Origin of the sequence: uncultured Mesonia sp., assembly GCA_947499595.1 — a bacterium.
In the GTDB taxonomy this organism is placed as follows: domain Bacteria; phylum Bacteroidota; class Bacteroidia; order Flavobacteriales; family Flavobacteriaceae; genus Mesonia; species Mesonia sediminis.
Map to the genome: position 1 here is coordinate 1 of CANMOY010000009.1, position 26,311 is coordinate 26,311.

Sequence of the window (26,311 nt, forward strand, 5' to 3'; positions counted from 1 at the left end):
CTGCTATTTTGTGGGAGAGTATGTCGCCGCCTTTTTTTAAAGCACTTATCGAAAGATAGGTGCTTTTTTTTTGTTTATAAAAGTAAGTAGTTCCCGAATCGTTTTAAGCTCTTGGGGCTCATATCCACTGGTTTTTTATACTACGTCTTAGTGGCTTGTGCTTAAAGGAGGTTATAGAATAAATGACCAGCTTTTTTTAAGTGCTAAAGGATCATTAGCTTTAGCCCAGCTTAGGCTTAATACTTAATAAACCGATAACAATAACGCAGCTGTTGGGTATGGCTTATAAAAACCGAATAGGTTGAATGATGCGTTTGTAATTTTTGCGTTAGGGATAGAGCGGCTTGTTTAAGCTCTTGCGGGGCCTATGCCCGCAAAGCGAGTAGCGATAGCCCGACCTTTTTTCTATAAAAAGGGAACGCCATTATCCTTTTAACTTTATAAAGATATAAGGTGTTTAAATTATAAATAAAGGCTTATTTTTATGCCATATTTTTAATTTATGAGTTTAGAAAAAATTTGGCTGTCTTCACCGCATATGGGTGGCAAAGAATTAGATTTCATTCATTCTGCTTTCGATGAAAATTGGATTGCCCCTTTGGGTCCTAACGTTATTGGGTTTGAGAAAGATCTTGAGAAATATTTAGGGGATAGACACGTAGCGGCTTTATCTAGTGGTACGGCAGCTTTACATTTAAGTTTGGTTTTAGCTGGGGTAGAACGTGATGATTTTGTACTCTGCCAAAGTATGACCTTTTCGGCTTCAGCCAACCCGATTACCTATCTTGGGGCTAAACCGATTTTTGTTGACTCTGAACCCGAAACTTGGAATATCTGCCCACTGGCTTTAAAACAGGCCATTGATTTTGCTATTGCTAATCATAAAAAGCCCAAAGCGGTGATTGTTGTTCATTTATATGGAATGCCCGCTAAAATACAAGAGATTAAAACCCTTTGTGATTCTTATAATATAACGCTTATTGAAGATGCGGCAGAAGCATTGGGTAGCAGCTATGCTAAGCAGGCCTGTGGAACTTTTGGTGATTTTGGAATTCTATCTTTTAATGGAAATAAAATTATTACAACTAGTGGTGGGGGTGCCTTAGTTTGTAAGGATAAGGCCACCAAAGAGCGTTCTATTTTTTTAGCTACTCAAGCAAGAGATGCCGCGCCCCATTATCAACACTCCGAAATAGGTTATAATTATCGGTTGAGCAATATCGCCGCAGGTATTGGTAGGGGACAGATGTTGGTTTTGGATGAGCATATTGCTGCTCGGCGTAAAATGAATGAATTTTACAGAGAACTTTTTAAAGATGCCGGTGGCGTAGAAGTTTTTAAGGAACCAACTGAAGAATATTATTCTAACCATTGGTTGAGTGCTATTTTAATTGATCCAACAAAAACAAAAAGGAATTGGGATAAAGAAGAATTACGATTAGCATTAGAAAAGGAAAATATAGAATCTCGTCCGTTATGGAAACCTATGCATTTGCAGCCGGTTTTTAAAGATGCGCCTTTTGTTGGCAAAACAGTGGCATCAGATTTGTTTGCAAATGGCCTATGTTTACCTTCTGGATCAAATTTAACCGATGCTGACAAGCTAAGGGTCGCAGCTGTCATTAAAAAATTTTTATAAATAGTAGTATGGAAAGCACGATTAAAGAAAGAAGAAGTATTTTTCCTAATCAATTTACGGGAGAGGTTATTCCTGACGCAAAGATTACAGAATTATTAGAATTGGCTCATTGGGCGCCTAGCCATCGTAAGACTTTTCCTTGGCGCTTCCATGTCATAGGCGGTGAAGCTAAAATTGCTTTTGCGGAATTTTTGGCGAATACATATAAAAATACTGCTGCTAAATTCTCTGACTTTAAGTATAATAAATTAAAACAAAAGGTTTTAAATAGCAGTCATATAGTGGTTATCAATATGCAGCCAGACCCAGAAAAGCGTGTACCTGAATGGGAGGAGCTAGCGGCTACGGCGATGGCGGTTCAAAATTTATGGTTGGGAGCAACAGCAAAAGGCTTAGGAGGTTATTGGAGTTCTCCCAGTTTAATAGATAAAATTCCTAGCTACTTGAAAACTGCTGATAACGAGCGTTGTTTGGGTTTGTTTTATTTAGGTGTGCCCGGTGAAGCTGAATTAGTAAAGCGCGAACGCCCAGAACTTATAAATTATGTTAAATGGGTTTAGAAAAAGTTATTCCAGTGTATTACCACTTGGTAAATAAATATTCCTAAATAAATACAGGCAGTAAAAAAAGCCATAAAGGTAGAGGCTAAAAACCCTAGAAAAGAACCTACTGCAGCCTTCAATGATTTCTTAAATGTGCTTGCTTTAACAAATAATAATTCTCCCAAAAATGCACCTAGAAAAGCACCTATTAAAAAACCAAATGGTATGGGTACAAAAAGCCCAATTATTAAGCCAATACTGGTGCCGTAAGCAGCGGCCTTTCCTCCTCCAAACTTTTTTGTTCCTTGGGCAGGAATGATGTAGTCTAGAATTAAAATGACAATACAAATGAATAGGGTGATACCTAGAAGCCAATAATTTGCGGGCACGGCCTTTGTAAAAGCCAGCAGCACTAAACCTAACCAACTTAGACTAATACCTGGTAAAACGGGTAAAAAACTACCTGCAATTCCAGTACAACAAAGCAAAAATCCACAAATAAGTAAAAATACATCCATCTTTTTGAAATTGATTTCGAGATAAAAGTACTTTTTTTATTTAATTCTCATGCATTTAATTTTATAACTAAAAAATTAGTTTAAACTAAAAATTTAGTTATATTTGAATAGACATTATAATTTAAATGAACCAGAGAGGTATATTTTTTACTGAATTAAAAATAACTTTTTAAGAAAAAACTGCTATATGAAAGAATTGACCAAGGCTGAAGAAGAGGTAATGCAACAACTATGGAAATTAGAAGAAGCGAATGTGGCATCTATTATAGAGGAGATGCCAAAACCAAAACCCGCTTATAACACAATTTCTACGATTGTAAGAATTTTAGAAAGTAAAGGTTTTGTGGGTTATAAAAAAGTTGGGAGAGGGCATATTTATTTTCCGTTGGTTAAAAAAGATAGTTACAGCAAATTTTCTATGACCAAGCTTATGAACAACTATTTTGATGGATCTATGAAGAGTATGCTTTCTTTTTTTGTAAAAAAAAATGATATGAGCACCGCAGAATTGGAGGAGATTTTAAAAGAAATTAATAAAAAACAATAAGATGGAATTATATACAGTACAATTCAGTTTATTCTTAGCGGTCTTTTATGTGGCTTACCTGTTGTTTTTCAAAAAGGAAACTTTTTTTAACTACAATCGCATCTATTTACTAATAACTCCATGTTTGGCCCTGCTTTTACCATTCATAACCTTAGATTTTTTAAGACCAAAAGATTCTACGGGGGCAACATTTATTAATTTACCACCCGTTTTATTAGGTGATTTTGCGGTCGCAGCCGAAGAAATTCAAGCCGGGAATAATAATTTGGAAGCCTTTAATTGGAGTCAATTTTTATGGCAAAATGGGTTTTTAATTTTTTATGGAATTGGTTTTTGCGTCGCTTTCTTGCTTCTGATAAAAAAATGGAATCAGTTTAGAAAATTCAAGAAAAGTGGAATTCAAAAACAACAAGAAGGTATTTTTTATAGCGAAATACAAAACAGCAGAATTGCCTGTACATTCTACAATCAAATATTTATAGGTAGCGAAATTAAGGAAAAGCAAAGACAACACATATTACAGCACGAATGGGTTCACGTAAGGCAAAACCACAGTCTTGATTTATTGTTTTTTGAAATTTTAAAACTCTTGTTTTGGTTTCATCCTGCGGTATTTGCTTACCAAAGACAAATAACAAGTCTGCATGAATTTATAGCCGATGAATACGTTACGCAGAATACATCAAAAATTAATTATTACCAAAGTTTACTTAATGTAGCTTTTGGGACTCATCACATATCATTCATCAATCAATTCTTTAATCATTCATTAATCAAAAAACGAATCGTTATGTTACAAAAATCAAAATCAGCTGCGCAAGCAAAGCTAAAGTATTTAATTGTTTTGCCGCTAATTGCAGCCATGCTCACGTACGTGTCATGTTCAGAAAATATAGAAACCGTAGAAACTAATCAATCTGAGCTTCCAGCCCCACCGCCACCGCCAGCTCCTCCTACAGAATGGCTTTTGACTGATGGGACAGAGAATTATGGAGTCATCGAAGTGGAAGATATTAATAATTTGACTGATGATGAAAATCGTAGATTTAGAGAATTATCAAAAAAAATAATTGAAGATAAAGTGATGTATAAATTAGTCATTACAGATGGCGAAAATAAAAAAGTTTATGATTTCGATAAGAATAGTAATATAGAAACTGATGGTGTTCCTTTTTCAGCTATAGAAACGGTACCTACTTATCCAGGTTGTGATGAAGGATCTAATAATACAATAAGAAAACAATGTTTTAGTGATAAAATAAAAGATTTTGTAAATAATAATTTTGATGTTGGTTTAGGGAAAAGACTTGGTTTGACTGGAAAAAATAGGGTTTATGTACGATTTGTTATTGCCAAGGATGGTAGTATTAAAGATGTTGACTCTCGTGCTTCTCACCCAGAATTACAAAAAGAAGCAGAACGAGTAGTGAATAGTCTACCTAGAATGCAACCTGGAATGCAAGACGGTAAACCAGTTAATGTTTTATATAGTTTACCTATTATATTTAAAATTGACTAGATGTTAAGAATTTTGAGTTTATTTATTTTAATAGGAATTTTTCAGCGGGTCGAAGCACAAACTTCGACCCTTGCTTTAGCAGATAGTTTGTTTACTATCGGACAATACGACGAAGCCCTCAATTTATATCAAAAGCAAAAACCAAAGAGCGTTGGTATATATGAGAAAATGGCCAATAGCTATAGGGCACTTGGTAATTTAAATGCGGCGATTAAAGCCTATAAGCAAGCAATTAGGATTAATCCCGATTTGGTCGTAGCTAAAATCAACTATGCGAAATTGCTTAAAGTAAATCGAAATTATAAAAAAGCAGATAGCGTTTTCACGGATTTAATAAAACAATATCCCAATCAGGCTAACTTTTATTATGAGTTAGCTTTAATCCGTAAAGTGTCTAAAGCAAAGCCTTACCATAAACCGCTTTTACAGAGCATTGAAATTAATCCTAATCATTTTAATAGTCTTTATGAGTTGGCTTTATTTAACTACAAGCGTAAGAATTTTAAAGAATCAGACAATTATATAAATAGGGCTTTAAGAATAATTCCGAAAAATACTAAAGGGCTACTTTTGGCTGGCTTAAATGCTTATGCACTTCAAAATACAAAGCGAGCCATTGTTTTGTTTGAAAGCTTAATTGAGTCAGGTTACCAAACTGAGCAGGTTTATGAAAAATTAGGGGTTTGTTACATTAGGCATAAACAAAATCAAAAAGCAATTGGCTGTTTTAAAAAAGTTATAAAACAAGATGATAAAAATGCAACGGCTCATATATATTTGGGGCGACTTTACAATATAGAGGAATCCTACACCCTTGCCGAGAAGCACTTGCTTTATGCACTTTTATTGAGTAAACCCGATCTAAGTTCGCTATATCAATCCTTAGGAATTACCTACAAACAACAGCGAAATTATAAAGAGGCAATGCGGTATTTCGAACTTGCGATTTTAGAAAATCCCGATTTGATAAGGAGTGGTTTTGAACTGGCTAATGCCGCCGATAACTATTATGCTGATTTAGATTTACGAATAAAATATTATAACATTTTTATAGAAAAGTATAAAAATAAACCCGATGTACAGAAATGGATAAATTTAGCGAAGTACCGTATATCAGATTTAAAAAAAGAGAAACATTACAAGCAAACTCTAGGCAACAAGCCATAAATAAATCTTAAAATAATTAACCCGAATGTTTACCCAAGCATTTGTTTGTACCTTTGAAAGAAAAAGTATGAAGAATTTTATCTACGCGTGTTTGGCTTTATTTACTTTAACAGCTTGTGGCCAGCAGAAAAAGCAATACAAGGATTCGAAAAACATGGAAAAGCAAAGCATTTATAGTTATAGTGTTGATGATATTTATGGTGAAACCTTTAATTTAAGCGAATTAAAAGGCAAGAAAGTAATGTTGGTGAACACCGCCAGTAAATGTGGTTATACTCCCCAATATAAAGACCTGCAGGCTTTGTATGAGCGATTTAAAGATGATAATTTTGTGATAATTGGTTTTCCGGCTAATAACTTTGCCAATCAGGAGCCCGGTAGCGAAGAACAAATTGCTCAATTTTGCGAAGCCAATTATGGGGTGACCTTCCCAATGATGAGTAAAATTTCTGTAAAAGGAAGTGATATACACCCAGTTTATAAATTTTTAACTCAAAAAGAACTAAATGGTGTAATGGATAGCGAAGTGAAATGGAATTTTCAGAAATATTTAATAGATGAACAAGGCTATTTAGTGAAAACGCTACCTTCATCTACCTTACCTACAGATGAGGCTGTAGTAAGTTGGATCAAACAGAGCTAGTCGGAATTTTTTTGATAGTAAACTATAAACCAGTAGGATTAATATCTTACTGGTTTTTTTTGCAGGATAATAAAAGTTATTTTTAGATTATCTTTATATTTAGTTTCGTTACTTTTACCTTATGAGAGTTATTGTAGCTATACTGTGTTTGGTACTGCTAGGCAGCTGTTCATTTTTTGAAAAACAAAAAATGAATCCAAATGATTTGGTAGAGGAAGAATTAAAACAAATTGACTGGCACCAAGTAGAGCAATACCCCGTATTTAAAAGTTGTGCCCATTGCGACGGACTCCAAGCACAACAGCGCTGTTTTGAGACAACACTTACAAAGTGGGTGATCGAAGAGTTGAGTAAGCAGCACGCTTTGGTAACCGATTCTATTCATGAACAATTGGTGGTTTATTTTAAAATTACACGAAAAGGGGAAATTTTTGTTGATTCACTAAAGCAAAATATAGGCCTAGCCCATCAACTACCTGAATTAAAACAATGGCTAACCGAATCTATAGAAAACTTACCCGAAGTATATCCTGCTCAAAAGCGTGGCGTTCCAGTACAAACTACCTTCCAACTTCCTGTTCAAATCATTAGTGAATAATTACTAGCGCTTGTAATATTTTCCTTTCCAATTAAAGCCACCTTTTAAAGAAAATAAAAAAATCAATACCACAAAAAAAGGGTAAACTAAGGCAGAAAAAATAAATTTATGAGAACAAAAAGGAACACCTATTTTTTTTGCGGTCGCTCTTAAAAAAGCCATATCAACTAATAACTTAAAAACCCAAAGTCCACCAGAAAGAAAAATATAGCTAATTTTAAAAAGACCGCCTAGAATCAATAAAATTAATAAACTAGCATTGACAATAAAAACCAATGCGCCTATTAATTGATTCCATCCAAAGTTTAAATGTGTGTTTTTTGCTGCCCATCGAACACGTTGCATAAATAAATCTCGCCACGATTTCAAAGGATAGGTAAAAACCGGTTCGGCATAAACTAAGCTATATCCAATGGGTAATCCACTAGTTTTAAACTTTTCGAGAACAAATGTGTCATCACCGCTACTAATATGCAAATTGTTTTTAAAACCACCTAAAGCAAGGAAACTATCTTTGCAATAAGCCATATTGGCCGCGCTGCAAAATAATATAGATCCTCCACCAAAACTACCTAGGCTTACCCCTTGTAAACTTAAATAATCATGCGCTTGAAATTGATTTAAAAAACCTTCACCTGCTAAATAAGTAACCGGTCCTACAACGAGCTTTGCTTTGTTCATTGAGATTTCGTGTGCAAAACCTTTCAGCCAACTTTTAGGCAATAAAACATCGGCATCTGTGGTGGCGATATATGAAAACTGGCTGGCATTAATGGCTAAAATCAAGGCCTCTTTTTTGGGTGCTTGTTGAGCCTTCTCTTGATGAAGTAGCCTTATGTTGTGATTTGGATTTTCTTTTTTAAAGCTTGTAATTATTGAAGCAGTTTCATCGGTGCTGCGGTCATTAATAAAAATAATTTCATATAACTCTTGAGGATAATCTAAATCTAAGATTGATTTTAATAATCCGGGCAAATTTTTAGCTTCATTATGCATAGGAATACAAATGCTAAATCTAATCGAGGATGTTTTACTTGTTTTTGACCTATATTTTACCTGATTAACTCCGTGCCTCAACCAAATTAAAACCAACGCATAGAGTATGAAAAAACTAATAGCTATCATATTATTCTGTGGTTTTGTAAGGATGAAGCAAATTTAAAATAGCACCTAGAAGTGTGGGAAGTACAAAATTTAAACACCACATTATCAATACCGCCAAAGCAATAGTTGCTTGTTGATTTGAATATAAGCTAAAAATAACTACGGCAAACCCTGTTTTGGTAAGCGCGTCAGAAAATAAAAATTGAGGAATAATACTGGCAAGCAAATAAACCAACCAAATTCCGCAAATAGCGCTGCTATAAGAAATTTGTACTTCAAAGAGCATTAGAACCAATACAAATTGGTGCGAGAAAACCAAATGTCTTGCAAAACTTAAAGCTACAATTTTTCTTTTTGTTGGTAGCGGTATAATATCCGTAAAGTTTAACCGAGTTTGCATCCATTTTTTAATAAACTGGTATCGCCATTCAACTAAGATTATAAAAATAAAAACAACCGTTATACCAAAAATAAAATAAACTTGCGCTTTACTTAAACCGGGAATTATAGATTGTATAAGGATATAGAAGAGCAAACCTAAAAAACCAAAAAACAAGGTAGCTAGCATTTGTGAAAAACTTGCCCAGGTTTTACGGCTTAAAATTTTTTTTCTGTGATTCTTTGGGTAAAATAGAGTTTTAACGCCAAATTCACCTATTTTGTTAGGGGTTAATACACCTACAGCATGCGCAATCAAATATTCCTGAATAGAATTTTTGAAAGACTTAAGCTTTAAACTTAAAGTTAATATATGCCATTTTAGTATCTCTAGCCACCAATTTATAAGCGTAAAGCATAGGCAACCAAGTATACCCCAAAAACCAATATTTCGCTCTGTAAAGACGATCTTATCTATTGTGAATTGAGATGATAATTGATAATAAATAAAAATGCAAAGCCCCCCAAACAGAAACCATTTGAGGCCAACTAAAAACATTTGCTTAGCTTTGTGCTGACATACTTGCATACGCAAAGAAACAAATAAAATAGCAGTTGAAAACAGAAAAGATAATTTTGGGTATAGATCCAGGTACCACCATAATGGGATTTGGACTTATTAAAGTTCAAGATAAAAAGATGGAGTTTTTACAACTCAACGAACTTTTATTAACCAAATATGATGACCACTATATAAAATTAAAATTGATCTTTGAGCGCACTTTATCTCTGATCGATGCCTATCATCCCGATGAAATTGCTATTGAAGCACCTTTTTTTGGAAAAAACGTGCAATCTATGTTAAAGCTAGGTCGTGCCCAAGGAGTTGCGATGGCCGCCGGTTTAAGTCGTGAAGTTCCCGTTACCGAATATTCGCCCAAAAAAATAAAAATGGCTATTACTGGCAATGGTAACGCCAGCAAAGAACAGGTCGCCAAAATGTTACAAAGTCTTTTGAAGTTAAAGAGTTTGCCCAAAAATCTTGATTCAACCGATGGTTTAGCTGCTGCTGTATGCCATCACTACAACTCTGGTAAAAAAGTACAAAGCAAAAATTACAGTGGTTGGGCCGCTTTTGTAAAGCAAAACCCTAAAAAGATAAAATAATGCGCAAGAGGGCAATCCCTCTCTTTTTCAAGAGAGGGCCGGGCTATCCGCGCTACACGGTAGCTTGCTACTATCCCTATTGCAATTTGTACTATTTTAAAAGCCCTGCTCTTTTTAGTAAAGCCTCTGGGTTAGGCTCTTTTCCGCGAAAGCGTTTATATAAAACCATTGGATCTTCAGTACCTCCTTTACTCAAAATATGGTCTTTAAATTTATCGGCTACGGTTTTATTAAAAATTCCTTCTTCTTGAAAATACGCAAAAGCATCGGCATCTAAAACTTCTGCCCACTTATATGAATAATAACCCGCCGAATAGCCACCCTGAAAAATATGAGAGAATGAAGTGCTCATACAGTTCTCTGCCACATCAGGGTACAATTTAGTGTTTTCAAAGGCATCTAACTCGTTTTCTTTTACAGATTTAATGTTTGTAGGGTCTACAGCGTGCCAAGCCATATCTAACATCCCGAAACTCAATTGACGTACCGTTTGCATTCCCTCGTGAAAGTTGGCCGATTTTTTTATTTTCTCAACTAACTCCATCGGAATTACTTCATCGGTTTCATAATGGCGAGCAAATAAAGCTAAGGCTTCTGGTTCATAACACCAGTTCTCGAAAACTTGACTAGGCAGTTCGACAAAATCCCAATACACAGAAGCTCCCGATAAACTAGGGTAGGTTGAGTTGGCTAACATGCCGTGCAACGCGTGACCAAACTCGTGAAATAATGTAGTAACCTCATTAAAAGTAAGTAAGGACGGTTTTTTAGAAGTGGGTCGGGTAAAATTACAAACGTTAGAAACATGCGGACGCTCGTTTTTACCGTCTTTCATTTTCTGGTCTTTATAAATGGTCATCCAAGCGCCATTTCTCTTGCCTTCCCTCGGGTGAAAATCGGCATAAAATAGTGCCATAAAGTTATGATCACCGTCGTAAACCTCATAAGTTTTTACCTCCTCGTGGTACTTATCTATATTGAAAACTTCTTTAAAATGTAGATCATATAATTTTTTAGCTACCGTAAAAACTCCCTGAATTACATTGTCGAGTTTAAAATAAGGCTTGAGCTTTTCATCATCTAATTGAAAGCGTTGTTGTTTTAGCTTCTCTGCATAATAAGCGCTGTCCCATTTTTCTAAATGGTCGATCCCATCTAATTCTTTTGCAAATTGCTCTAGTTCTTTAAATTCCTGTTCTGCGGCAGGTTTCGCTTTTTCGAGCATTTCGTTAAGAAATTCATTTACTTTTTCAGGGCTTTTTGCCATACGTTCTTCTAAAACAAAATGCGCGTGGGTTTTGTAACCTAATAAATTAGCCCGTTGGTGACGAAGTTTTGCAATCTTCAATACATTTTCTTGATTGTCATATTCATCATTCTGAAAACCTTTTGCCCCAAAAGCAATCGAAAGTTTTTTACGCAGTTCTCGGTTTTCTGCATACTTCATAAACGGGATATAACTCGGGTATTGAAGCGTGAAAATATAGCCGTTTTTTCCTTTTGCTTTAGCTAATAAATTAGCATTTTCTAATTCGCTTTCTGGTAAACCTTTTAAATCTTTTTCATCTTCAATATGAAGCTCGTAACGATTGGTTTCTGCTAAAACATTTTCGCCAAACGAAAGTGAAAGTCTAGAAAGCTCTTTATCGATTTCTCGAAGTTGCTCTTTTTTATCTTCTGGTAAATTAGCCCCGTTTCTTGTGAAACTTTTGTAATGTTTATCGAGCAGTGTTTTTTGTTCTACACTCAGTTCTAAGCTGTCTTTTTGCTCGTAAACGCTTTTTACACGTTTAAATAACTCTTCATTTAAGGTTAGATCATTACTGAATTCACTTAACCAAGGAGAAACTTCTTGCGCTATTTTCTGAATTTCTTCATTTGTTTCTGCCGAATTTAAATTGAAAAATATGCTCGAAACTCGACTTAAGGTTTCACCTGCAAATTCTAAAGCTTCTAAGGTATTCTCGAAAGTTGGCGTTTCTTCATTAGAAGTAATGCTATCAATTTCTGCTTTTGCTTTTTTTATAGCTTCTTGAAAAGCCGGTTTAAAATGTTCATTTTTTATTTTAGAAAATGGAGCAGCATCAAAAGGCTCCAATAATGGGTTTTCCTGACTCATAATTTATTTTTCTGTACAAGTGTAAAGATACAAAGAGTAGGAGAGTTGAGGTCTTAATTTTTAGTCAAAAAAAGTTTGGCATATAATATTACGTTTTTAATATTTTAAAATATTTATTATGCTGCAAATCAGAATTGTATTTTAGAATTTGACGCTTTTCATATGGTTGTTTTCTTATTTTTCCGGCGTAAGCTTACACAATTTAAAACTAATAATTAATTAAAAAATACTAAATGAAAAAAAATCTTATTCATTTATTAGGCGGATTGTCACTTAGCTTTTTCCTTTATTTTGCAGCTAATCTTGATCTTAAAACGGCTGTTTTTATAGGTTTAGGATCAGCTGTATTATATAGGATATCTTTAAAAAACAAATCTAATTTAGATTCTTGAAGCTTTAATTTATATGCTATAATTATTGAATGTTATTTTTTGAAACTCTAGTTTATGGCTAGAAGTTGAAGCAATCAGGAAAAATAAACGGTAACTATTCGTTGCTGCTAGACGCTTCTAGCTCTTTATTATAACGCAGCCAAAATGATTCATCAAAAGCTGGTGTGTAAAGAATTTTTAGCTTCTCTTTTTCATTAACCGCTTTGAAATCCGCGAAAGCAATGGGTTGAGGATTAATTAGCATCAACTCATTTAAAACATTGTTTTGCTGTTCTATTTTAAAGTTTAATTTAAGTTTTGTTTTTTCGCTAGACTTAGTATTGTTTTCTTTTAATTTTAATGGCCTATTTATGTAAATGTACTGGCCTGTTTTCCAATTTATGTATTGCGGTAAATATCGATTGCTTGTACTATCTCGCTTAAATATTACTTTAGCTTGGTGAACATTTGCCACATATTTTAAGCCTAATAAAAATTTGAGATTAATATTGCGGTCTACACGGTTTTCTGCTAGTTGGTAGCTGGCTTGTAAGATGGCTTTGCTAGCCTTGCTTATATATAATTTGCCAGAATAATCGGCTTTTTTATTTTTTGGAGTAAAGTGCAATTCATAAACCAATTCATCTTGAAACAATCTAGTTTTAACGTGTTTCCAGTTGTAATTAGTAAACTGTTGGATGAAGTCATATTGATCTAGGTTAAGCGGACTGCGATTAAAAAATAGGCTTTTGTAAAAATCACGTTCATTTTCTGTTTTAATACTTTTACTTTGACTGCTGTCAATTTGAAAAAGTTGGTTTACCTTGTGATTTTTACCCAGAGGAATCATCCCAGACTTTATTTTAAAGGTATTTTCGCTATCGAGCCCTTGTTGAATGAGTCGAAAGGTCTCTTTTAAAAAATTGTTTTTAGGTGCAAGGTATCGCTCGTTCCTAAGTTGATTGACTTGCAACAATTTTAATTTTAAAGAATCTTGGTTTGGGGTGATATATATTTTTGACTCAATTTGTCTTTGTTGGCTGGGTAAATTGTTTTTAGAGTTGGCTAGACTTTCTTTAATTTGCCGATTAAATTTTTGTGTTAAAGCTTTGCTTAAAAAGCTAGCTTTGTCTACCTCAAATTCGGCATCTTTTAGATGGTTCTCATCGCTTTCACGCATGAGCACTTCAAAACACAAGCCGTTTGCATTATGGTTTTTTCTATAGTTTAAATAGACTTGTTGAAGTAGGTCATGAATATCTAATTTTTGACTTGTCAAAATCACTTCTCCAAGTTCTTCTGCCAAAGCAACTAAAGTAATCCTTGGTTTTTCTTTTAGTTCGCTAACTGGCAGTATTACAGTTTTATAACCCAATGCGCTTATTTTAAAAATAGCATCTGCGGGGTAATCTTGTAGATTTAAGGTATAAACACCTTTTAAATTGCTGGCAACACCCATTTGATCCCTGTATTGAATGTGTGCATATGCCACGGGATTTGCTTCTTGATCTATAATTTTACCGGTTAATTGCTGACTTAAACAGGTTACAGTAAAAGTGAGATTAAGGAGTAAGAGGCAAATTAATTTAAGAGCATAAGATGGCATTACTATTTGATGTCAGATGAAGATTGGGCCATTGGCGTTGCTTGGTTAAAAAGCATCTTTTGTTTAATCTTTTCTTTACTGCCTTTTGTAAATTCTAACTTTAATCGATTATTGCTTTTATTCCCCTTAAGCTTAATAGTTCTATTACCCCATAATTTAATTGTTTTATGAATTATAAGATGCGCAGGAAAGTATTTACCATTAGCTAGTTTTTGATAAATAATTGTTTTATCTAGCTCGGTAGTTACGGTTTTAAAGCCCAATAAGAATTTGGCATTAAAAGAAGCTGTGGTGTGACCTGGTAACAAACGATAGTTCAGTTTTACTATTGCTTGAGTTTTTAGGTCGATGTGCATACTACCAGTATAGGAAGCGTTTTCTTTTTTAGGTTTAAACTCAATTTCAGCAATAGCTGTAGAATCCATTTCTTTAATTGATTTAATGCTGTAGTCATAATTATAGGTTTGGTATAAGAAATCATACTCAAACTTTCGCGAAGTCAAATTTGAATCTTCTAGGGCTTCCTCAATATCTAATTTCAAATTTTCTGTATTAGCTGTATAATTATTACATTGATTTAAATTAGCATTTTCCTGGCAAGTGAACATACCCGACTTTAATTGGTAGGTGTCGTCTTTATCAAGTTGCTCGGTTAAAATTTCATAAATAGGAGTGGTGGGGGAAATGAATCCAATAGAATCGCCACCTTTTGCTTTCTTTGTAAAGTCATTGAATTGAAGCTTTTTGTTAGTTATACTTGCTTTACCTTGGGTTAATGTTTTGTACTGGTTGGTTAATAAGGGTTCTTTATCAATTAGTTTTTCTACTTTGCGTTGCAACTGCTTAGTAGCTTGAGCTCCTAGTTCGCTATGTTTTTTAATTTCTATTTGCAACTCATCAATCAATTCATCTTTATTTAACTGATAAATAAAATCAAAATTTACTTGATTAAATTCATAATTTTTATCTAGCTTTTCTTTGGCCATTTCAACCAATTGCAGTGCTCTTATATTAGTGTTTTGAGCAGATAACTGCCATCCGCAAATAAATAGAAGGCTTATGAAATAATAAATTTTAGACATACGTATAAATTTTTACTAAAGATGAATAAAATGTATAAAAAAACCTCATCAATTTGTAAAAAAAATTAATGAGGTTTAAAGGAAGATTTAAAAATTAGTTGTGATTTCTAAGGTTTTTTGCTCCTTCAATCACCTTTTGCTTAAGTCCTTCTTTATAAGTAATAATTTTATCGAGCACACATTTATCTGCAGTACCAATAATTTGTGCAGCAAGAATACCAGCATTTTTAGCTCCGTCTAAAGCTACAGTTGCTACAGGAACGCCACCTGGCATTTGTAAAATAGAAAGAACAGAGTCCCAGCCATCAATAGAATTTCTCGATTTTACAGGAACTCCAATCACCGGTAACGGAGAAAGAGAGGCAATCATCCCAGGTAGGTGAGCTGCACCACCGGCGCCTGCAATAATAACCTTAAAACCACGCTCGTGAGCGTTTTTTCCGTAATCAAATAATTTTTCTGGTGTTCTGTGCGCCGATACAATGTCAACTTCTACTTCAATATCGAATCCGGCTAAAATATCAATCGCCTCTTGCATTACTGGAAGATCACTTGTACTTCCCATAATTATCCCTACTTTACTCATGGTAATAATTTTTTATTGTTCTTATTTTCGGTTAAACCGGATTAAATCCGTTAAGCATAAAAAAACCAGTAAATCTAATGATTATTATTACTGTGGTTTGTCTATTTTGTTAAGCTTATTACTTTAATTGACTGCTTCACTTGTTCAGCTATTTTTCGAGCCTGATTTAAATCTTTGTTAACTATGCAAACGTGTCCCATTTTTCTAAAAGGGCGGGTTTCTTTTTTGCCGTAAATGTGCGGTGTTACCCCGGGTAACTGCATAATTTTTTCGATATTTTGATAATGTACCGGACCGTTATAGTTTTCTTCACCTACAAGGTTAACCATCACTCCACCTACTTTACTTTCGGTTGCCCCTAAAGGTAGATTTAATACTGAACGAATGTGCTGTTCAAATTGATTGGTAAAACTCGCTTCGATACTATAGTGCCCGCTATTATGCGGTCTGGGTGCGACCTCGTTTACTAGAATTTGGTCATCTTGTGTTTGAAACAATTCTACTGCCAACAAGCCAACGTGTTCAAAAGACTCTGAAACTTTATGCGCCACGGCTCTAGCGTTTTGAGCCACCTCATCTGCAATTCTAGCAGGGCAAATAACATACTCTACTTGATTGGCCTCTGGGTGGAATTCCATTTCGACAACGGGATAAGTTTTTACTTCTCCATTGGCATTTCGCGCTACAATTACCGCTAATTCATTTTTAAAATGAATCATTTCTTCGGCGATGCAGGGCACATCGGGTAAAGGAATTAAATCTTCCTTGTTTTTTATAACGGCAACCCCTTTACCGTCATAACCTCCTGTACAACTTTTCCAGATAAAAGGAAAAGTTTTCTTTTTTTGAGCCCAATCGGTGACAAGCTCATCTTTACTTTGATACCTGGTAAAAGGAGCGGTAGGGATTTCTTTTTTTAAATAAAACTCTTTTTGGTCTCCTTTGTTTTGTATTTTCTTTAAAGTAGAAGCGCTAGGATAAACCAATTTACCTTTTTGCTCTAAATACTCTAAAGCCTCGATATTAACCGATTCAATTTCGAAAGTAAGAATATCTACATCTTGACCAAAATTTACTACGGTATCGTAATCCATAAGATCACCTACCACAAATTTATCACAGGCCAAACGTGCAGGAGCAGCAGGGTTGGGATCTATTACTTTTGTGCAAATGTCGTATTTGCGGGTTTCATAAAGCATCATCTTACCCAATTGCCCACCACCTAAGATACCGAGCGTAAAATTTGAAGAGAAATAGTTCATGTAGTGTTGTGTTTGGGCAAAAATAAGATTTATCAACTAGATTAAACAAGTTTTTTATAAGAATTGGTTTGCCTGAAGTCGCTATCTTTAATTCGAAATATTTATCTTTGCAGCCTGATTTTAATTTAGATCTATGATAAAAATTCACGATCTTACCTTTACTCCTTTTATTGATAAGTCTCAAATTGACTCGGCTATAAGTAAAATGGCAGAGAAAATCCAAAAAGACTATGCAGGAAAAACCCCTGTTTTTCTAGGTGTTCTTAATGGAGCATTTCCTTTTGTAGCAGCCTTAACGCAAAAAATCAGTGGAAATTGCGAAGTAGAGTTTACCAAGTTAAGGTCTTACGCAGGTACCCAAACCACTCAACAAGTGCAAGAGCTTATCGGCGTAAATAACTTAAAAGGAAGAGATGTAATCGTTTTAGAGGATATTGTAGATACAGGACATACCCTAACCAAAATTATTAATATCTTAGAAAATCAGGAGGTGAGCAGTTACAAGATTGCAACCTTATTTTATAAGCCAGAAGCTTATCATCAAAACCACTCTTTGGATTATATCGGAATAGAAATACCCAATAAATTCATAGTAGGATTTGGATTAGATTATGATGGTTTAGGAAGAAATTTACCCGAAGTTTATCAATTAATCGAAACACAACATGATTAAAATAGTATTATTTGGCCCTCCAGGAGCCGGTAAAGGAACACAAGCAAGCATACTTAAAGAAAAGTATAACTTAATTCATTTATCTACCGGAGACATTTTTAGGTATAATATGAAAAATGATACTCCATTGGGGGTTCAAGCCAAATCCTTTATAGAAAAAGGGCAATTGGTTCCAGACTCGGTAACCGTTGACATGTTAAAAGATGAGGTGTCTAAGCAAAAGCCAGCAAGTGGATATATTTTTGATGGTTTTCCTCGTACAAAAGTTCAAGCAGAAGCGCTTGATGCCTTTTTAGCCAAACACGACGAACAAGTAGATGCAATGATTGCCCTAGAGGTAGATGATGAGGTTCTGGTTGAACGATTGTTGGAACGAGGTAAAACTTCAGGTAGAAAAGATGATGCCAACGAAGAAGTAATTCGAAAAAGAATAGAGGTATACCATAAAGAAACGGCCGTGGTAAAATCATTTTACCAAAAACAGAACAAGTACTTTGGTGTTAATGGAGTAGGCAGCATCGCCGAAATTACCGAAAGAATTTGTCAAGTAATCGATAAGTTAGAAAACTAAAAAGAAGTGAAAGAAGGAAATTTTATAGACTACGTTAAATTACACGTTAGCTCAGGTAATGGCGGAAAAGGTTCTATGCATTTGCATAGAGAAAAATACATTACTAAAGGCGGTCCCGACGGCGGAGATGGCGGTAGAGGGGGCCATGTGATTATTCGTGGTAATGAAAACCTTTGGACGCTCTACGAATTTAATTTTAAACGCCATATCAAAGCAGAACACGGCGGAAATGGCGGAAAACAAAGAAGCACGGGAGCCGATGGGGAAGACGTGTATATCGATGTGCCATTAGGAACCGTAATTCGAGATACTGATACCCAGGCTATCATAGATGAGATAACTGAAAATAATCAGGAAATTATTATCGCTCGAGGCGGAAAAGGAGGAAGAGGAAATTGGCATTTTAAATCCTCTACAAATCAAACACCTCGTTATGCACAACCGGGCATACCAGGAGAGGAGCGGGATATAACTTTAGAGTTGAAGGTACTTGCAGACGTAGGTCTTGTTGGTTTTCCTAATGCAGGAAAATCTACATTACTTTCGGTTATCACGGCAGCTAAACCCAAAATAGCCGATTATGAGTTTACCACTTTAAAGCCCAATTTGGGTATTGTAAAGTATCGCGACTACCAAAGCTTTGTAATGGCTGATATTCCCGGGATTATAGAAGGAGCAGCAGAAGGTAGGGGGCTAGGTTATCGATTTTTAAGGCATATTGAGCGAAACTCTACATTACTTTTTTTAATACCCTGTGATGCTGATGATGTCATAAAACAGTATGAGATTTTGTTGGATGAATTGCGTCGATACAATCCAGAATTATTAGATAAAGATCGGGTTGTGGCTATTTCTAAAAGCGATATGCTCGATCAAGAGCTGCAATCTGAACAACAAGAAGAACTCGATGCCTATTTTGATAAAATTCCTTATTTATTTATATCAGCTGTAGCGCAGCAAGGAATAGCCCAATTAAAAGATGTATTATGGGAAAACTTAAATAAAAAGCCTATTTAAAACTTAATTAGTGATTTGTTTTTCAGTATCTTGTGGTAAATTTATTAGCATGACACGTATTTTAAGTTTGGTTTTTTGTTTGTTTTTGATGAGTTGCGGTCCGAAGGTTTATGTAGATTATGATGCTAAAGTAAATTTCCAAAATTATCGCACTTATCAGTTTTATCCTCAACATAATATTGCTGCTGATCATTTAAATGAGCTAGACCAAGAACGCCTTATAAAAGCTGTTGAAGACCACTTAGCCCAACAAGGTTATGTAAAAAGCAGTAATCCCGATTTTAAAATTCTTTTAGAAACCGACGTGTTTCAACAGCGTAACAACTCTCAAATAGGAATTGGCTTTGGTGGTGGTGGAGGCCACGTTGGCGGTGGGGTTTCAGGAGGCATACCAATAAGTACAACCAAAACCATATTGAGTTTAAGTCTTAATTTTAGTCAGGCTCAAACCAACGAATTATTTTGGCAAGCGGTTGTAGAAGATCACTATAAGAGGCAAATGAATCCAAAAGAAAAACAAGTATTTTTTAATCGCCTAATCAGTAAAGGCGTAAAGGAATTTCCACCAAAATAACAATTTATAAAAAAAGCGATTAGGTTATCCCTAATCGCTTTTTTTTGCCTACAATTAGAAATTCAGGTCATATTTAATTTTTTGTTCGTGGCAATAATTCAAGTCGTTTACCTTTGGATTGTACTTTAATTTCTGGTGCATACATACTTTGCAATTCGGATAGCCCATTTGAAAAACTACCTGCATTAACCACCCTTAGGTTGTATTCGATTACATAAGTGCCGGCCGGTATTTTATCAAAAAAGAAGTGTGTTGCTGCATCTTTTGTGCTCTGGTAATAACCTAAACCATCTTGCCATTTGTATTTGGATATAACATCAACTGGTTCTAGACCAGCTGCACGGCTATCTTTTAAATGCATAAAATTAAAATCTTCTTTTGCCTTTATTATTAAACGAACCCTAATTAAGTCTCCTACACGAAGTTGATCTACCAATATGGGCCTTAATACACTCCCTTCAGGGGTTTCTACATTTTTGAACAATTCTTTCTCAATCTTAAGGTTTTCTTGGTTACTGGCTTGCAAGGCATCAGACTCTTCAAAATACTGCCAATACATTGCGCCATACTGTGCGGTTTTTGAATTATTCTTAATAGCTATATTGGCGAGTTCTTTAGTAATAGAATTGCCTTGCCATATTTTTTTTACATAACCGGCAGCGCTGGAATTGTCAAAGCTAATTTTTTCTTCACCAATTTTTATGTTAGGAGATTCTTTTTGCAGTGTTGCTTGCTCTCCGTAAATAAGTAGTGCATAAATAGCTTCTGTAGTAGCTTTTGTTGAGTGCCAAGCTTGGTTTTTTCTTTGACGTATTAACCAAGTTTTGAGTTTCGTAATCGTTTTTTTATCTCCTGCAATTTCCGCGAAAGCTTCAATGGCCCTAACTTGTGTAGTAATGGGTTCATTGTGCCAGCCATAATTTTTCTTTAGTTCTTTCCAATACATTCCGTGCTTTGTATTTATTACAGCACTTTCTCGCAGAGCAGTTAAAATCTGTTTTGCCAAATCTGTATTTTTATGACGCTGCGCTAAAATAGCAAGGTTTAGCTGTGATTGTATAGTCAAAGACGTCCAATTATCTTCATAGGCTTCAAACATAGCTTCTATGTAGCGTTTAAAATCGGCCGTAGCTTTTAGGTCATAACAACTTTTAGCATAAGCGTATTGAATAGCTGATGTGGTGAACGAGTACATTTTTTCACTGTCATTTGGCTGCAGAAATTCAAAATCTAAATAGCTGGCTAATTGCTCTGTTATTTTTTTAACCTCTGGCATTTGAGCTATTGCGGAATCTAACTTCTGAAGTTTGCCTAATCCAGCATAAATGTGCAGAGAAATGAATCTGTTGGCACGACCGCCCCCAAACCAAGGAAAGCCTCCGTTATCAAGTTGTAGGTTAGATAGTTTTTTTAAGGCTTGGTGAATATTTTGTTGCGTTCTTTCTATGTCGAGTACTTCTGCAATTCTTTTTTGTTGTTCCGCTGGGGTTCCTGCTGTTTTTAGCCAGGGGCTTTCTTCCCAGAGCATTTGTTTTAAATCGGTATTTTTATGCCAATCGGGAATAGTGGTTTTATTCTTTTGCCATTGATGCAATACCTTTTTAATTTCCGGGTTTAATTCTTGCATTAGCTTTGTAAGATGACTCGCATAAAATTTTGCAAATATTTGTTCTGAACATTCGTGCGGATATTCTACTAAATAAGGTAGCGCCAATAAACTGGTCCAAGCCGGATTTGAGGTATACTCAAAAACCAACTGGTGATTTTCTTTGGTTACTGAATTATTATTTTTTAAACTATTAAAACTATACTCTTTCTGCTCATTCGGATTAACCCAAATGGGCAGTGTTTCGGTGGTTAAAACACGATTGGTAAACACAGGTATAAGCCCTTCTTCACCATCGCCTAGATTATCGGCTTTTGCTACAATACGATACTTGACAGCCGAAAGCCCTTCTGGAATGGCTATTTTCCAGGTTACCTCGGTATTATTTTTTGCGTTTAGACTGAAGTTTTTAATTTGTTGTGAATTTGTGAATAAGTCTACGGGGCTTTGGTCCTTATTGGTGAAAGACAGTTGAATGATTCCTTCTATCGCTTCATTCGAGAGATTGCTAATTTTTGCCGAAATACTTAAACTATCTTTACTTCTAAAAAATCGAGGAAAATTAGGAATGAGGTTAAGTTTTTTCTGGGTATTGACATAAAGGTCTAACTTATCTTGATTAAGCTGTTTATCGTGAGCAAAAGCTTGAAAATGCCATTTTGTTAATGCCTCTGGACTTTTAAAATTAAAGATGATTTCTCCTTTTTTGTTGGTTTTTAATTGAGGCAAGAAAAAAGCGGTTTCATTCAAGTTAGTGCGCGCCTCTATTTGTTGCAGTTGATCTTTTGGTTCTTGGTTGGTTGTGATAAGCACAACGCCATTAACGGCCTGAGCACCATATAGAGCTTTAGCACTGGCTCCCGAAAGCATTTGCATATCGATAATTTGATCTGCTGGTATGTCTTTAAACTTGCTAGCGTCAATTATTTTGCCGTTTATTACATACAGCGGTACCTTATCTAAAACACTGCCATTACCACGGATACGAACCCTTGTAGCAGCACCCACTTGTCCATAACCTCCTCCTACAAGCTTTAGACCTAGGGCTTTGTTCTGAAGTAGATCTTTGAACCTCGGATAATTATCAGATAAAATGGAAGAACTTACTTCTTCAGAGCTGTATTCAGCAGCGCTATAAAAGCTTATGATTTTATCATTGTTGTGAACAAATCCATTCTTTAATGTAAGGTTGTTGTATTTTTTAGCTATAATTTGTGCTTTATTATGTCCTATATATCTAACAAACAATAAGTCGCTAGGTTCTCCTTTCAGAATGAAGTACCCGTCAAAATTGCTTAAAGTTGCTTGTTTTTTTGTTTGGTTAAAAACCTGTACACCTGGTAAGGCTGTGCCTAAACGGTCGGTGATTTTACCTGCAATATAGCCTTGGGGTGTGTTTTTGGCTTGGTATTTATTTACAGCCAGTCCTTTTAAATAGGTTTTGTTGGTTAGGCTGGTGTAAATAAAATGGTAACCAAAATAATTAAAATTAGCATAATTCGGTGAGAAAAAATTATACCCACTGCTATTCAAATGTTGAGTAGTCCTTGAAATGTAAACTTGGTTATAGTGTCCTAAATGATTGACACTGTGGGGAAGTCCATTTTTTTCAGGTTTGAAATAATTATGGTGTAATACATTCCTCCAGCGATGAGGTTGAAATTGATCTAAAGAAGCGTCATACATACTCGCGAGTACTTCCGCTTCAGCTGGACTTCCATCTTGATTTAAAACTTTAAGTTGCCATTGTTCGGCTTGACCGGGTTCAAGTTTATCACGAAAATGTAAAACTTCAAATTTTAGCTTTGTTTTGTTTTTAGTTGGGGGGAGAAGTTCAATTTTATGGCGCTTATTTCCGTAACGTCCCAAGTAGTTGTAAAAATACTCTAAATGTAGGTATTTCGCATTTTTAGGGATCGAAAGAATGATACTCTTTTTATTTTGATTTAAATGCATAACCTCTTGTTGCAGTTTACCATCACCGAAAGTTAGATTGGTTAATAAGTGTAAATTTTTAAACGAGGTTTTAAAATCAAGCCTTATTTGCTTTTTTTCTTGGTCCAGGTCGTAATCAAAATTTATGGTTTTTTGATCAAGATTTAAATTTGGCCGATTGGGGTTGACCAGGGTAATTCGTCGGTTTACTTCAACGGGAAGTTCACGGATATCTTCGCCTTTATAAGCTAAAAGATACTGTCCGCTTTTAAGTTGCTTTTGGTAAGCTGCAAGGTTTATACTTTCTGTTTGATTTATTTTGATAGGAATTTTTAAAATTTCAGTTTTTGGCCATTTTTCGGCTAAATCTAAACTGTCGTATGCTGTATGCGGAAAATTTTTAATAAACTCATTGTAAGGTATTTGTTGTATTTCAGGTAAAGGAATATCCCTTTTTAACAAGTTGCGGTTTGGTGTTTTATATTGGTATAAATAGAGATATCCATCTACTTTGGTTGGTAAACCATTTAAATCGGTAGCTTTTACTAGTATGGCTGCATTTTTATCTAAACTTACAACATTAGAGTAATTATTGGGTAAATCAAAATAAACATCTGCTGCGTGATACCCTAAACGAATTTGTTGAGAAGCACTTTGTGTTTCACCATTTACATCGGTTACAACCGCATTTATAGTATAGGTGTAAATGGGTTTTAAATCAGATTTAATATGATTAGGAGCCAAGGCTTTAAATTCAATTTTAAAATTCCCGTTTGCATCGGTTGCTGTTGCCCCCTTGTATAATCGTTTTTTCTTGATCTCTTGATAGGGTAAACTATATCGATAAGAATTAAATACTTCACGGTCTATCGTGTAAGTTACCTTAGCTTGTGTTAGGCTTCCGCCGAAATATGCTTTGGCTTTTCCGCCTAACGAAATAGAATCATTTATAACATGTGTTGTCTTAATGCTGTCAAAGAGAACTTCAAAGCGGGGTCTTTTATATTCTTCAACGTTGAAATAACAATAAGTTCCTCTCCAATCTGCACCAGCATAGGTGCTATCTGATGCTAATTCTTCTTTTAAAATTAAGTTATAACTTCCCGTAAGGCCATTTTCTGGCAGTTTAAACTTTCCATGTCCAGAGCCATAGGAATTGGTGGTAATTTGCAAACTATCAATTATTTGATGATTTGCATTACGCATATAGATGGTAATATTTTGGTTAGCAACTGTTTTGCGTATTTTTTTTCCTTGTTCGGTCAAAATTGCTTTAAAGTGTACCTCTTGTCCAGGCCTGTAGATGCTGCGATCTGTAAATAAGCTCCCTTTTAATAAGAAATCATTCTGGCTATCCTCATCAAAATTTTGTTTAAAAAAAATAAGATCAGTCTGCAACGTGTCGCCATCTTTTGTAATAGTTATGGGGAGTCTCTCGGTTTTATTTATAGCTGGTGCAGGTATAGTAGCTAGCCCTTTTTGATTGGTTCTGTAGTATTCGTTTGGTCTATTCTTAGCGTGAATTTTTGCATTTTTAATGGGTTTACCCGAGGTTCTACTAGCAATATAGACTTGTTGATTAGGGCTCAAATTAAAACTGGTAAGGCTTAAATCAGTTACTTTAAAATTATGGTATAGAAATTCCTCACTTTCAAAATTCAAGTTTTCTTTTTTAGTAAAAATGGCTAAATAATCCCCTGCAGGTAGGGCCTCAAGCAGAATTTCTGTTGAGTAGGTATAATGATCTGTTTTTTTTGGCAGAGAAAAGGATTGCAAACTAAGCTTTTTAGCACGCGCGTAATTGGCTTTAATCACAGAGTCTTGCTTAGTGTGCGGATATTTAGAGTGGTGTAACTTAGATTTATAAATATGTACGTACAAGCTATCTATATTTTTATAATGTACAAGAGCTCTAAACTTTTTATGGGCTAATGGCTTGTTGTTAATGGTAACACGGTATTTTTTATCTAAAATCACATACTCGAGATGCGAAGATTCTACAGCAGGGTAACTGTCTGGGGCAATTTCTTTAACTTTTTTAAGATGGGTTAGACTTTTATTTAAATAATCGGGGTGACTATTTTTTTCGGCTTCATCTAAATAAAATCGAGCTAGGTAGTAATGAATCCAAGCGAGCTCCTTATCGGATTTCACCTCGTTTTTAAGAATTAGAATTGCGTTTTTATAAAGCGTATTTCGATCTCTTCGGTGATCCTGGTCCTTTATAAAGCTTAAACGTTCTAAGGTAGTTACTAGTAAAGAACTTCTATTTTGGTTTTTCTGATGCTGTCGTGTTAAATGCTGGTACACTTCTAATCTTTTAATAAAGCTGCTATTGGCGGTGTCTTTCGGTAACTGTAATTGAGAAAATTTTTCTGGTAGAGCATAAAGATTATTTGACTCGATTAAGTCTATGTCAATTTTAGTCTTGGTTGGAGACTGTTGCTTCAAGTAATTTAAATAACGATTTGAGAGTAAATCTAATAATGTACTTCTAAAACGATTATAATTAATACCGTAATGTAGCGCTGGCTCGAGTGCGTTTAAGTTTGTAGCTAGCAATAGTTCTTTTTTAGTAAGCGATTTGTTGTAGTAAAAATCAATTTGATATTTAAAATGTTTAGCATCCCATAACCTATAATCATTGGATGGATTTTGAACCGGTGTTCTTCTGTCGATAGCCCTTCTATTTGCTCGATAGAATTCATTTAAATTTTCGGCTAGAAAAGAATATAGGATTTGCTTAGTAGGGGCTGGTTGTTTTTCTATTTCAGTTAAGAAGTCTTGATAAACTTCATAATGACTTTCTTCTTTTAAAAGGAGTTTGTATTTAGAAACATAGAGAAAAGCTTTTATAAATTGAGAAGCATTTTCTTTTTTATCTGCTTTTTTTAAAATTAACTCGGCTTTTTCAAGGGCACTACTTAATCTTCCTTCTTGCTCCAATTGCTCAACCGTCGACCAACGTTTTTCGAAGCTTTTTTGAGCAAACTGAAGTTGGCTAGTAAGCACCAATAACAACCCTAAAATGTATCTTTTCTTCATAAAATCTCTAATTTTTTTAAAGATACATAAATAGATTAAACT

The 26,311-nt window shown here is 34.8% G+C and carries 22 protein-coding genes; 13 read left to right on the forward strand and 9 right to left on the reverse strand.

The window, feature by feature from the left end; translation table 11 throughout:
- The first annotated feature begins 502 nt into the window (after positions 1-502).
- Together ACH2AZ_RS10205 and ACH2AZ_RS10210 are read left to right on the forward strand one after the other, a co-directional pair.
- Positions 503-1,639 carry a DegT/DnrJ/EryC1/StrS family aminotransferase gene (locus tag ACH2AZ_RS10205; protein WP_394907770.1) on the forward strand — a complete coding sequence of 379 codons (1,137 nt, stop codon included), beginning with the start codon at positions 503-505 and terminating at the stop codon, positions 1,637-1,639.
- Positions 1,640-1,647: 8 nt separating this feature from the next.
- Positions 1,648-2,199, forward strand: coding sequence for a nitroreductase (locus ACH2AZ_RS10210; protein ID WP_379043563.1), 552 nt, complete (start codon positions 1,648-1,650; stop codon positions 2,197-2,199).
- Here ACH2AZ_RS10210 and ACH2AZ_RS10215 read toward each other — a convergent pair.
- Positions 2,196-2,699, reverse strand: coding sequence for a DUF456 domain-containing protein (locus tag ACH2AZ_RS10215; protein WP_379043560.1), 504 nt, complete (start codon positions 2,697-2,699; stop codon positions 2,196-2,198). The genes ACH2AZ_RS10210 and ACH2AZ_RS10215 overlap by 4 nt on opposite strands.
- A gap of 187 nt (positions 2,700-2,886) precedes the next feature.
- On the opposite strand from ACH2AZ_RS10215, the gene ACH2AZ_RS10220 reads away from it, so the two are divergent.
- From ACH2AZ_RS10220 to ACH2AZ_RS10240, 5 genes are all read left to right on the forward strand, one after another.
- Positions 2,887-3,246 carry a BlaI/MecI/CopY family transcriptional regulator gene (locus ACH2AZ_RS10220; RefSeq protein ID WP_379043557.1) on the forward strand — a complete coding sequence of 120 codons (360 nt, stop codon included), beginning with the start codon at positions 2,887-2,889 and terminating at the stop codon, positions 3,244-3,246.
- A 1-nt stretch (position 3,247) separates the two neighbouring features.
- On the forward strand, positions 3,248-4,765 hold the full coding sequence (locus tag ACH2AZ_RS10225) for a M56 family metallopeptidase (protein ID WP_394907771.1): 1,518 nt from the start codon (positions 3,248-3,250) through the stop codon (positions 4,763-4,765).
- Positions 4,766-5,932, forward strand: coding sequence for a tetratricopeptide repeat protein (locus ACH2AZ_RS10230; RefSeq protein WP_394907772.1), 1,167 nt, complete (start codon positions 4,766-4,768; stop codon positions 5,930-5,932).
- A 67-nt stretch (positions 5,933-5,999) separates the two neighbouring features.
- On the forward strand, positions 6,000-6,575 hold the full coding sequence (locus ACH2AZ_RS10235) for a glutathione peroxidase (RefSeq protein ID WP_394907773.1): 576 nt from the start codon (positions 6,000-6,002) through the stop codon (positions 6,573-6,575).
- A gap of 190 nt (positions 6,576-6,765) precedes the next feature.
- Complete coding sequence (locus ACH2AZ_RS10240) at positions 6,766-7,173, forward strand: hypothetical protein (protein WP_394907774.1); 408 nt, start codon at positions 6,766-6,768, stop codon at positions 7,171-7,173.
- Positions 7,174-7,176: 3 nt separating this feature from the next.
- Here the strand turns inward: ACH2AZ_RS10240 and ACH2AZ_RS10245 are convergent, their stop codons facing one another.
- Entirely contained in the window at positions 7,177-8,298 is a 1,122-nt protein-coding gene (locus ACH2AZ_RS10245; RefSeq protein WP_379043544.1) for a glycosyltransferase, read from the reverse strand.
- A gap of 1 nt (position 8,299) precedes the next feature.
- Positions 8,300-9,214 (reverse strand): hypothetical protein, encoded by a 915-nt coding sequence (locus ACH2AZ_RS10250; protein WP_394907775.1) that lies wholly within the window; start codon positions 9,212-9,214, stop codon positions 8,300-8,302.
- Between the two features lie 56 nt (positions 9,215-9,270).
- Here ACH2AZ_RS10250 and ruvC point away from each other — a divergent pair, with 56 nt between their 5' ends.
- Positions 9,271-9,822, forward strand: a complete 552-nt coding sequence (gene ruvC, locus ACH2AZ_RS10255; protein ID WP_379043538.1) for a crossover junction endodeoxyribonuclease RuvC — start codon at positions 9,271-9,273, stop codon at positions 9,820-9,822.
- Between the two features lie 91 nt (positions 9,823-9,913).
- Here the strand turns inward: ruvC and ACH2AZ_RS10260 are convergent, their stop codons facing one another.
- Positions 9,914-11,941, reverse strand: a complete 2,028-nt coding sequence (locus ACH2AZ_RS10260; protein ID WP_394907776.1) for a M3 family metallopeptidase — start codon at positions 11,939-11,941, stop codon at positions 9,914-9,916.
- Positions 11,942-12,174: 233 nt separating this feature from the next.
- Here ACH2AZ_RS10260 and ACH2AZ_RS10265 point away from each other — a divergent pair, with 233 nt between their 5' ends.
- The gene (locus ACH2AZ_RS10265) at positions 12,175-12,333 is read left to right on the forward strand and encodes a hypothetical protein (RefSeq protein ID WP_379043532.1); all 159 of its coding nucleotides are present in this window, start codon (positions 12,175-12,177) and stop codon (positions 12,331-12,333) included.
- A gap of 94 nt (positions 12,334-12,427) precedes the next feature.
- Here ACH2AZ_RS10265 and ACH2AZ_RS10270 read toward each other — a convergent pair whose 3' ends face one another.
- The 4 genes from ACH2AZ_RS10270 to ACH2AZ_RS10285 all read right to left on the reverse strand — a co-directional run bounded on the left by ACH2AZ_RS10270 (position 12,428) and on the right by ACH2AZ_RS10285 (position 16,848).
- Positions 12,428-13,918: a hypothetical protein gene (locus tag ACH2AZ_RS10270; RefSeq protein WP_394907777.1), complete on the reverse strand. Its 1,491-nt coding sequence runs from the start codon at positions 13,916-13,918 to the stop codon at positions 12,428-12,430.
- A 2-nt stretch (positions 13,919-13,920) separates the two neighbouring features.
- The gene (locus ACH2AZ_RS10275; RefSeq protein WP_394907778.1) at positions 13,921-15,000 is read right to left on the reverse strand and encodes a hypothetical protein; all 1,080 of its coding nucleotides are present in this window, start codon (positions 14,998-15,000) and stop codon (positions 13,921-13,923) included.
- A gap of 94 nt (positions 15,001-15,094) precedes the next feature.
- Positions 15,095-15,586, reverse strand: coding sequence for a 5-(carboxyamino)imidazole ribonucleotide mutase (gene purE, locus ACH2AZ_RS10280; RefSeq protein ID WP_394907779.1), 492 nt, complete (start codon positions 15,584-15,586; stop codon positions 15,095-15,097).
- 101 nt (positions 15,587-15,687) lie between these two features.
- On the reverse strand, positions 15,688-16,848 hold the full coding sequence (locus tag ACH2AZ_RS10285; RefSeq protein ID WP_394907780.1) for a 5-(carboxyamino)imidazole ribonucleotide synthase: 1,161 nt from the start codon (positions 16,846-16,848) through the stop codon (positions 15,688-15,690).
- A gap of 133 nt (positions 16,849-16,981) precedes the next feature.
- Between ACH2AZ_RS10285 and ACH2AZ_RS10290 the strand changes: the two genes are divergently transcribed.
- From ACH2AZ_RS10290 to ACH2AZ_RS10305, 4 genes are read left to right on the forward strand one after another with little or no spacing between them, the layout of a single operon-like run.
- Positions 16,982-17,521, forward strand: coding sequence for a phosphoribosyltransferase (locus ACH2AZ_RS10290; protein ID WP_379043517.1), 540 nt, complete (start codon positions 16,982-16,984; stop codon positions 17,519-17,521).
- The gene (locus ACH2AZ_RS10295; RefSeq protein ID WP_394907781.1) at positions 17,514-18,092 is read left to right on the forward strand and encodes an adenylate kinase; all 579 of its coding nucleotides are present in this window, start codon (positions 17,514-17,516) and stop codon (positions 18,090-18,092) included. The genes ACH2AZ_RS10290 and ACH2AZ_RS10295 overlap by 8 nt, the downstream gene beginning before the upstream one ends.
- A gap of 6 nt (positions 18,093-18,098) precedes the next feature.
- Positions 18,099-19,109, forward strand: coding sequence for a GTPase ObgE (gene obgE / locus ACH2AZ_RS10300; RefSeq protein ID WP_379043511.1), 1,011 nt, complete (start codon positions 18,099-18,101; stop codon positions 19,107-19,109).
- Positions 19,110-19,158: 49 nt separating this feature from the next.
- Positions 19,159-19,683, forward strand: coding sequence for a DUF4136 domain-containing protein (locus ACH2AZ_RS10305; RefSeq protein WP_394907782.1), 525 nt, complete (start codon positions 19,159-19,161; stop codon positions 19,681-19,683).
- Positions 19,684-19,756: 73 nt separating this feature from the next.
- Here ACH2AZ_RS10305 and ACH2AZ_RS10310 read toward each other — a convergent pair whose 3' ends face one another.
- Positions 19,757-26,269 (reverse strand): MG2 domain-containing protein, encoded by a 6,513-nt coding sequence (locus tag ACH2AZ_RS10310; RefSeq protein WP_394907783.1) that lies wholly within the window; start codon positions 26,267-26,269, stop codon positions 19,757-19,759.
- Positions 26,270-26,311 lie beyond the last annotated feature (42 nt).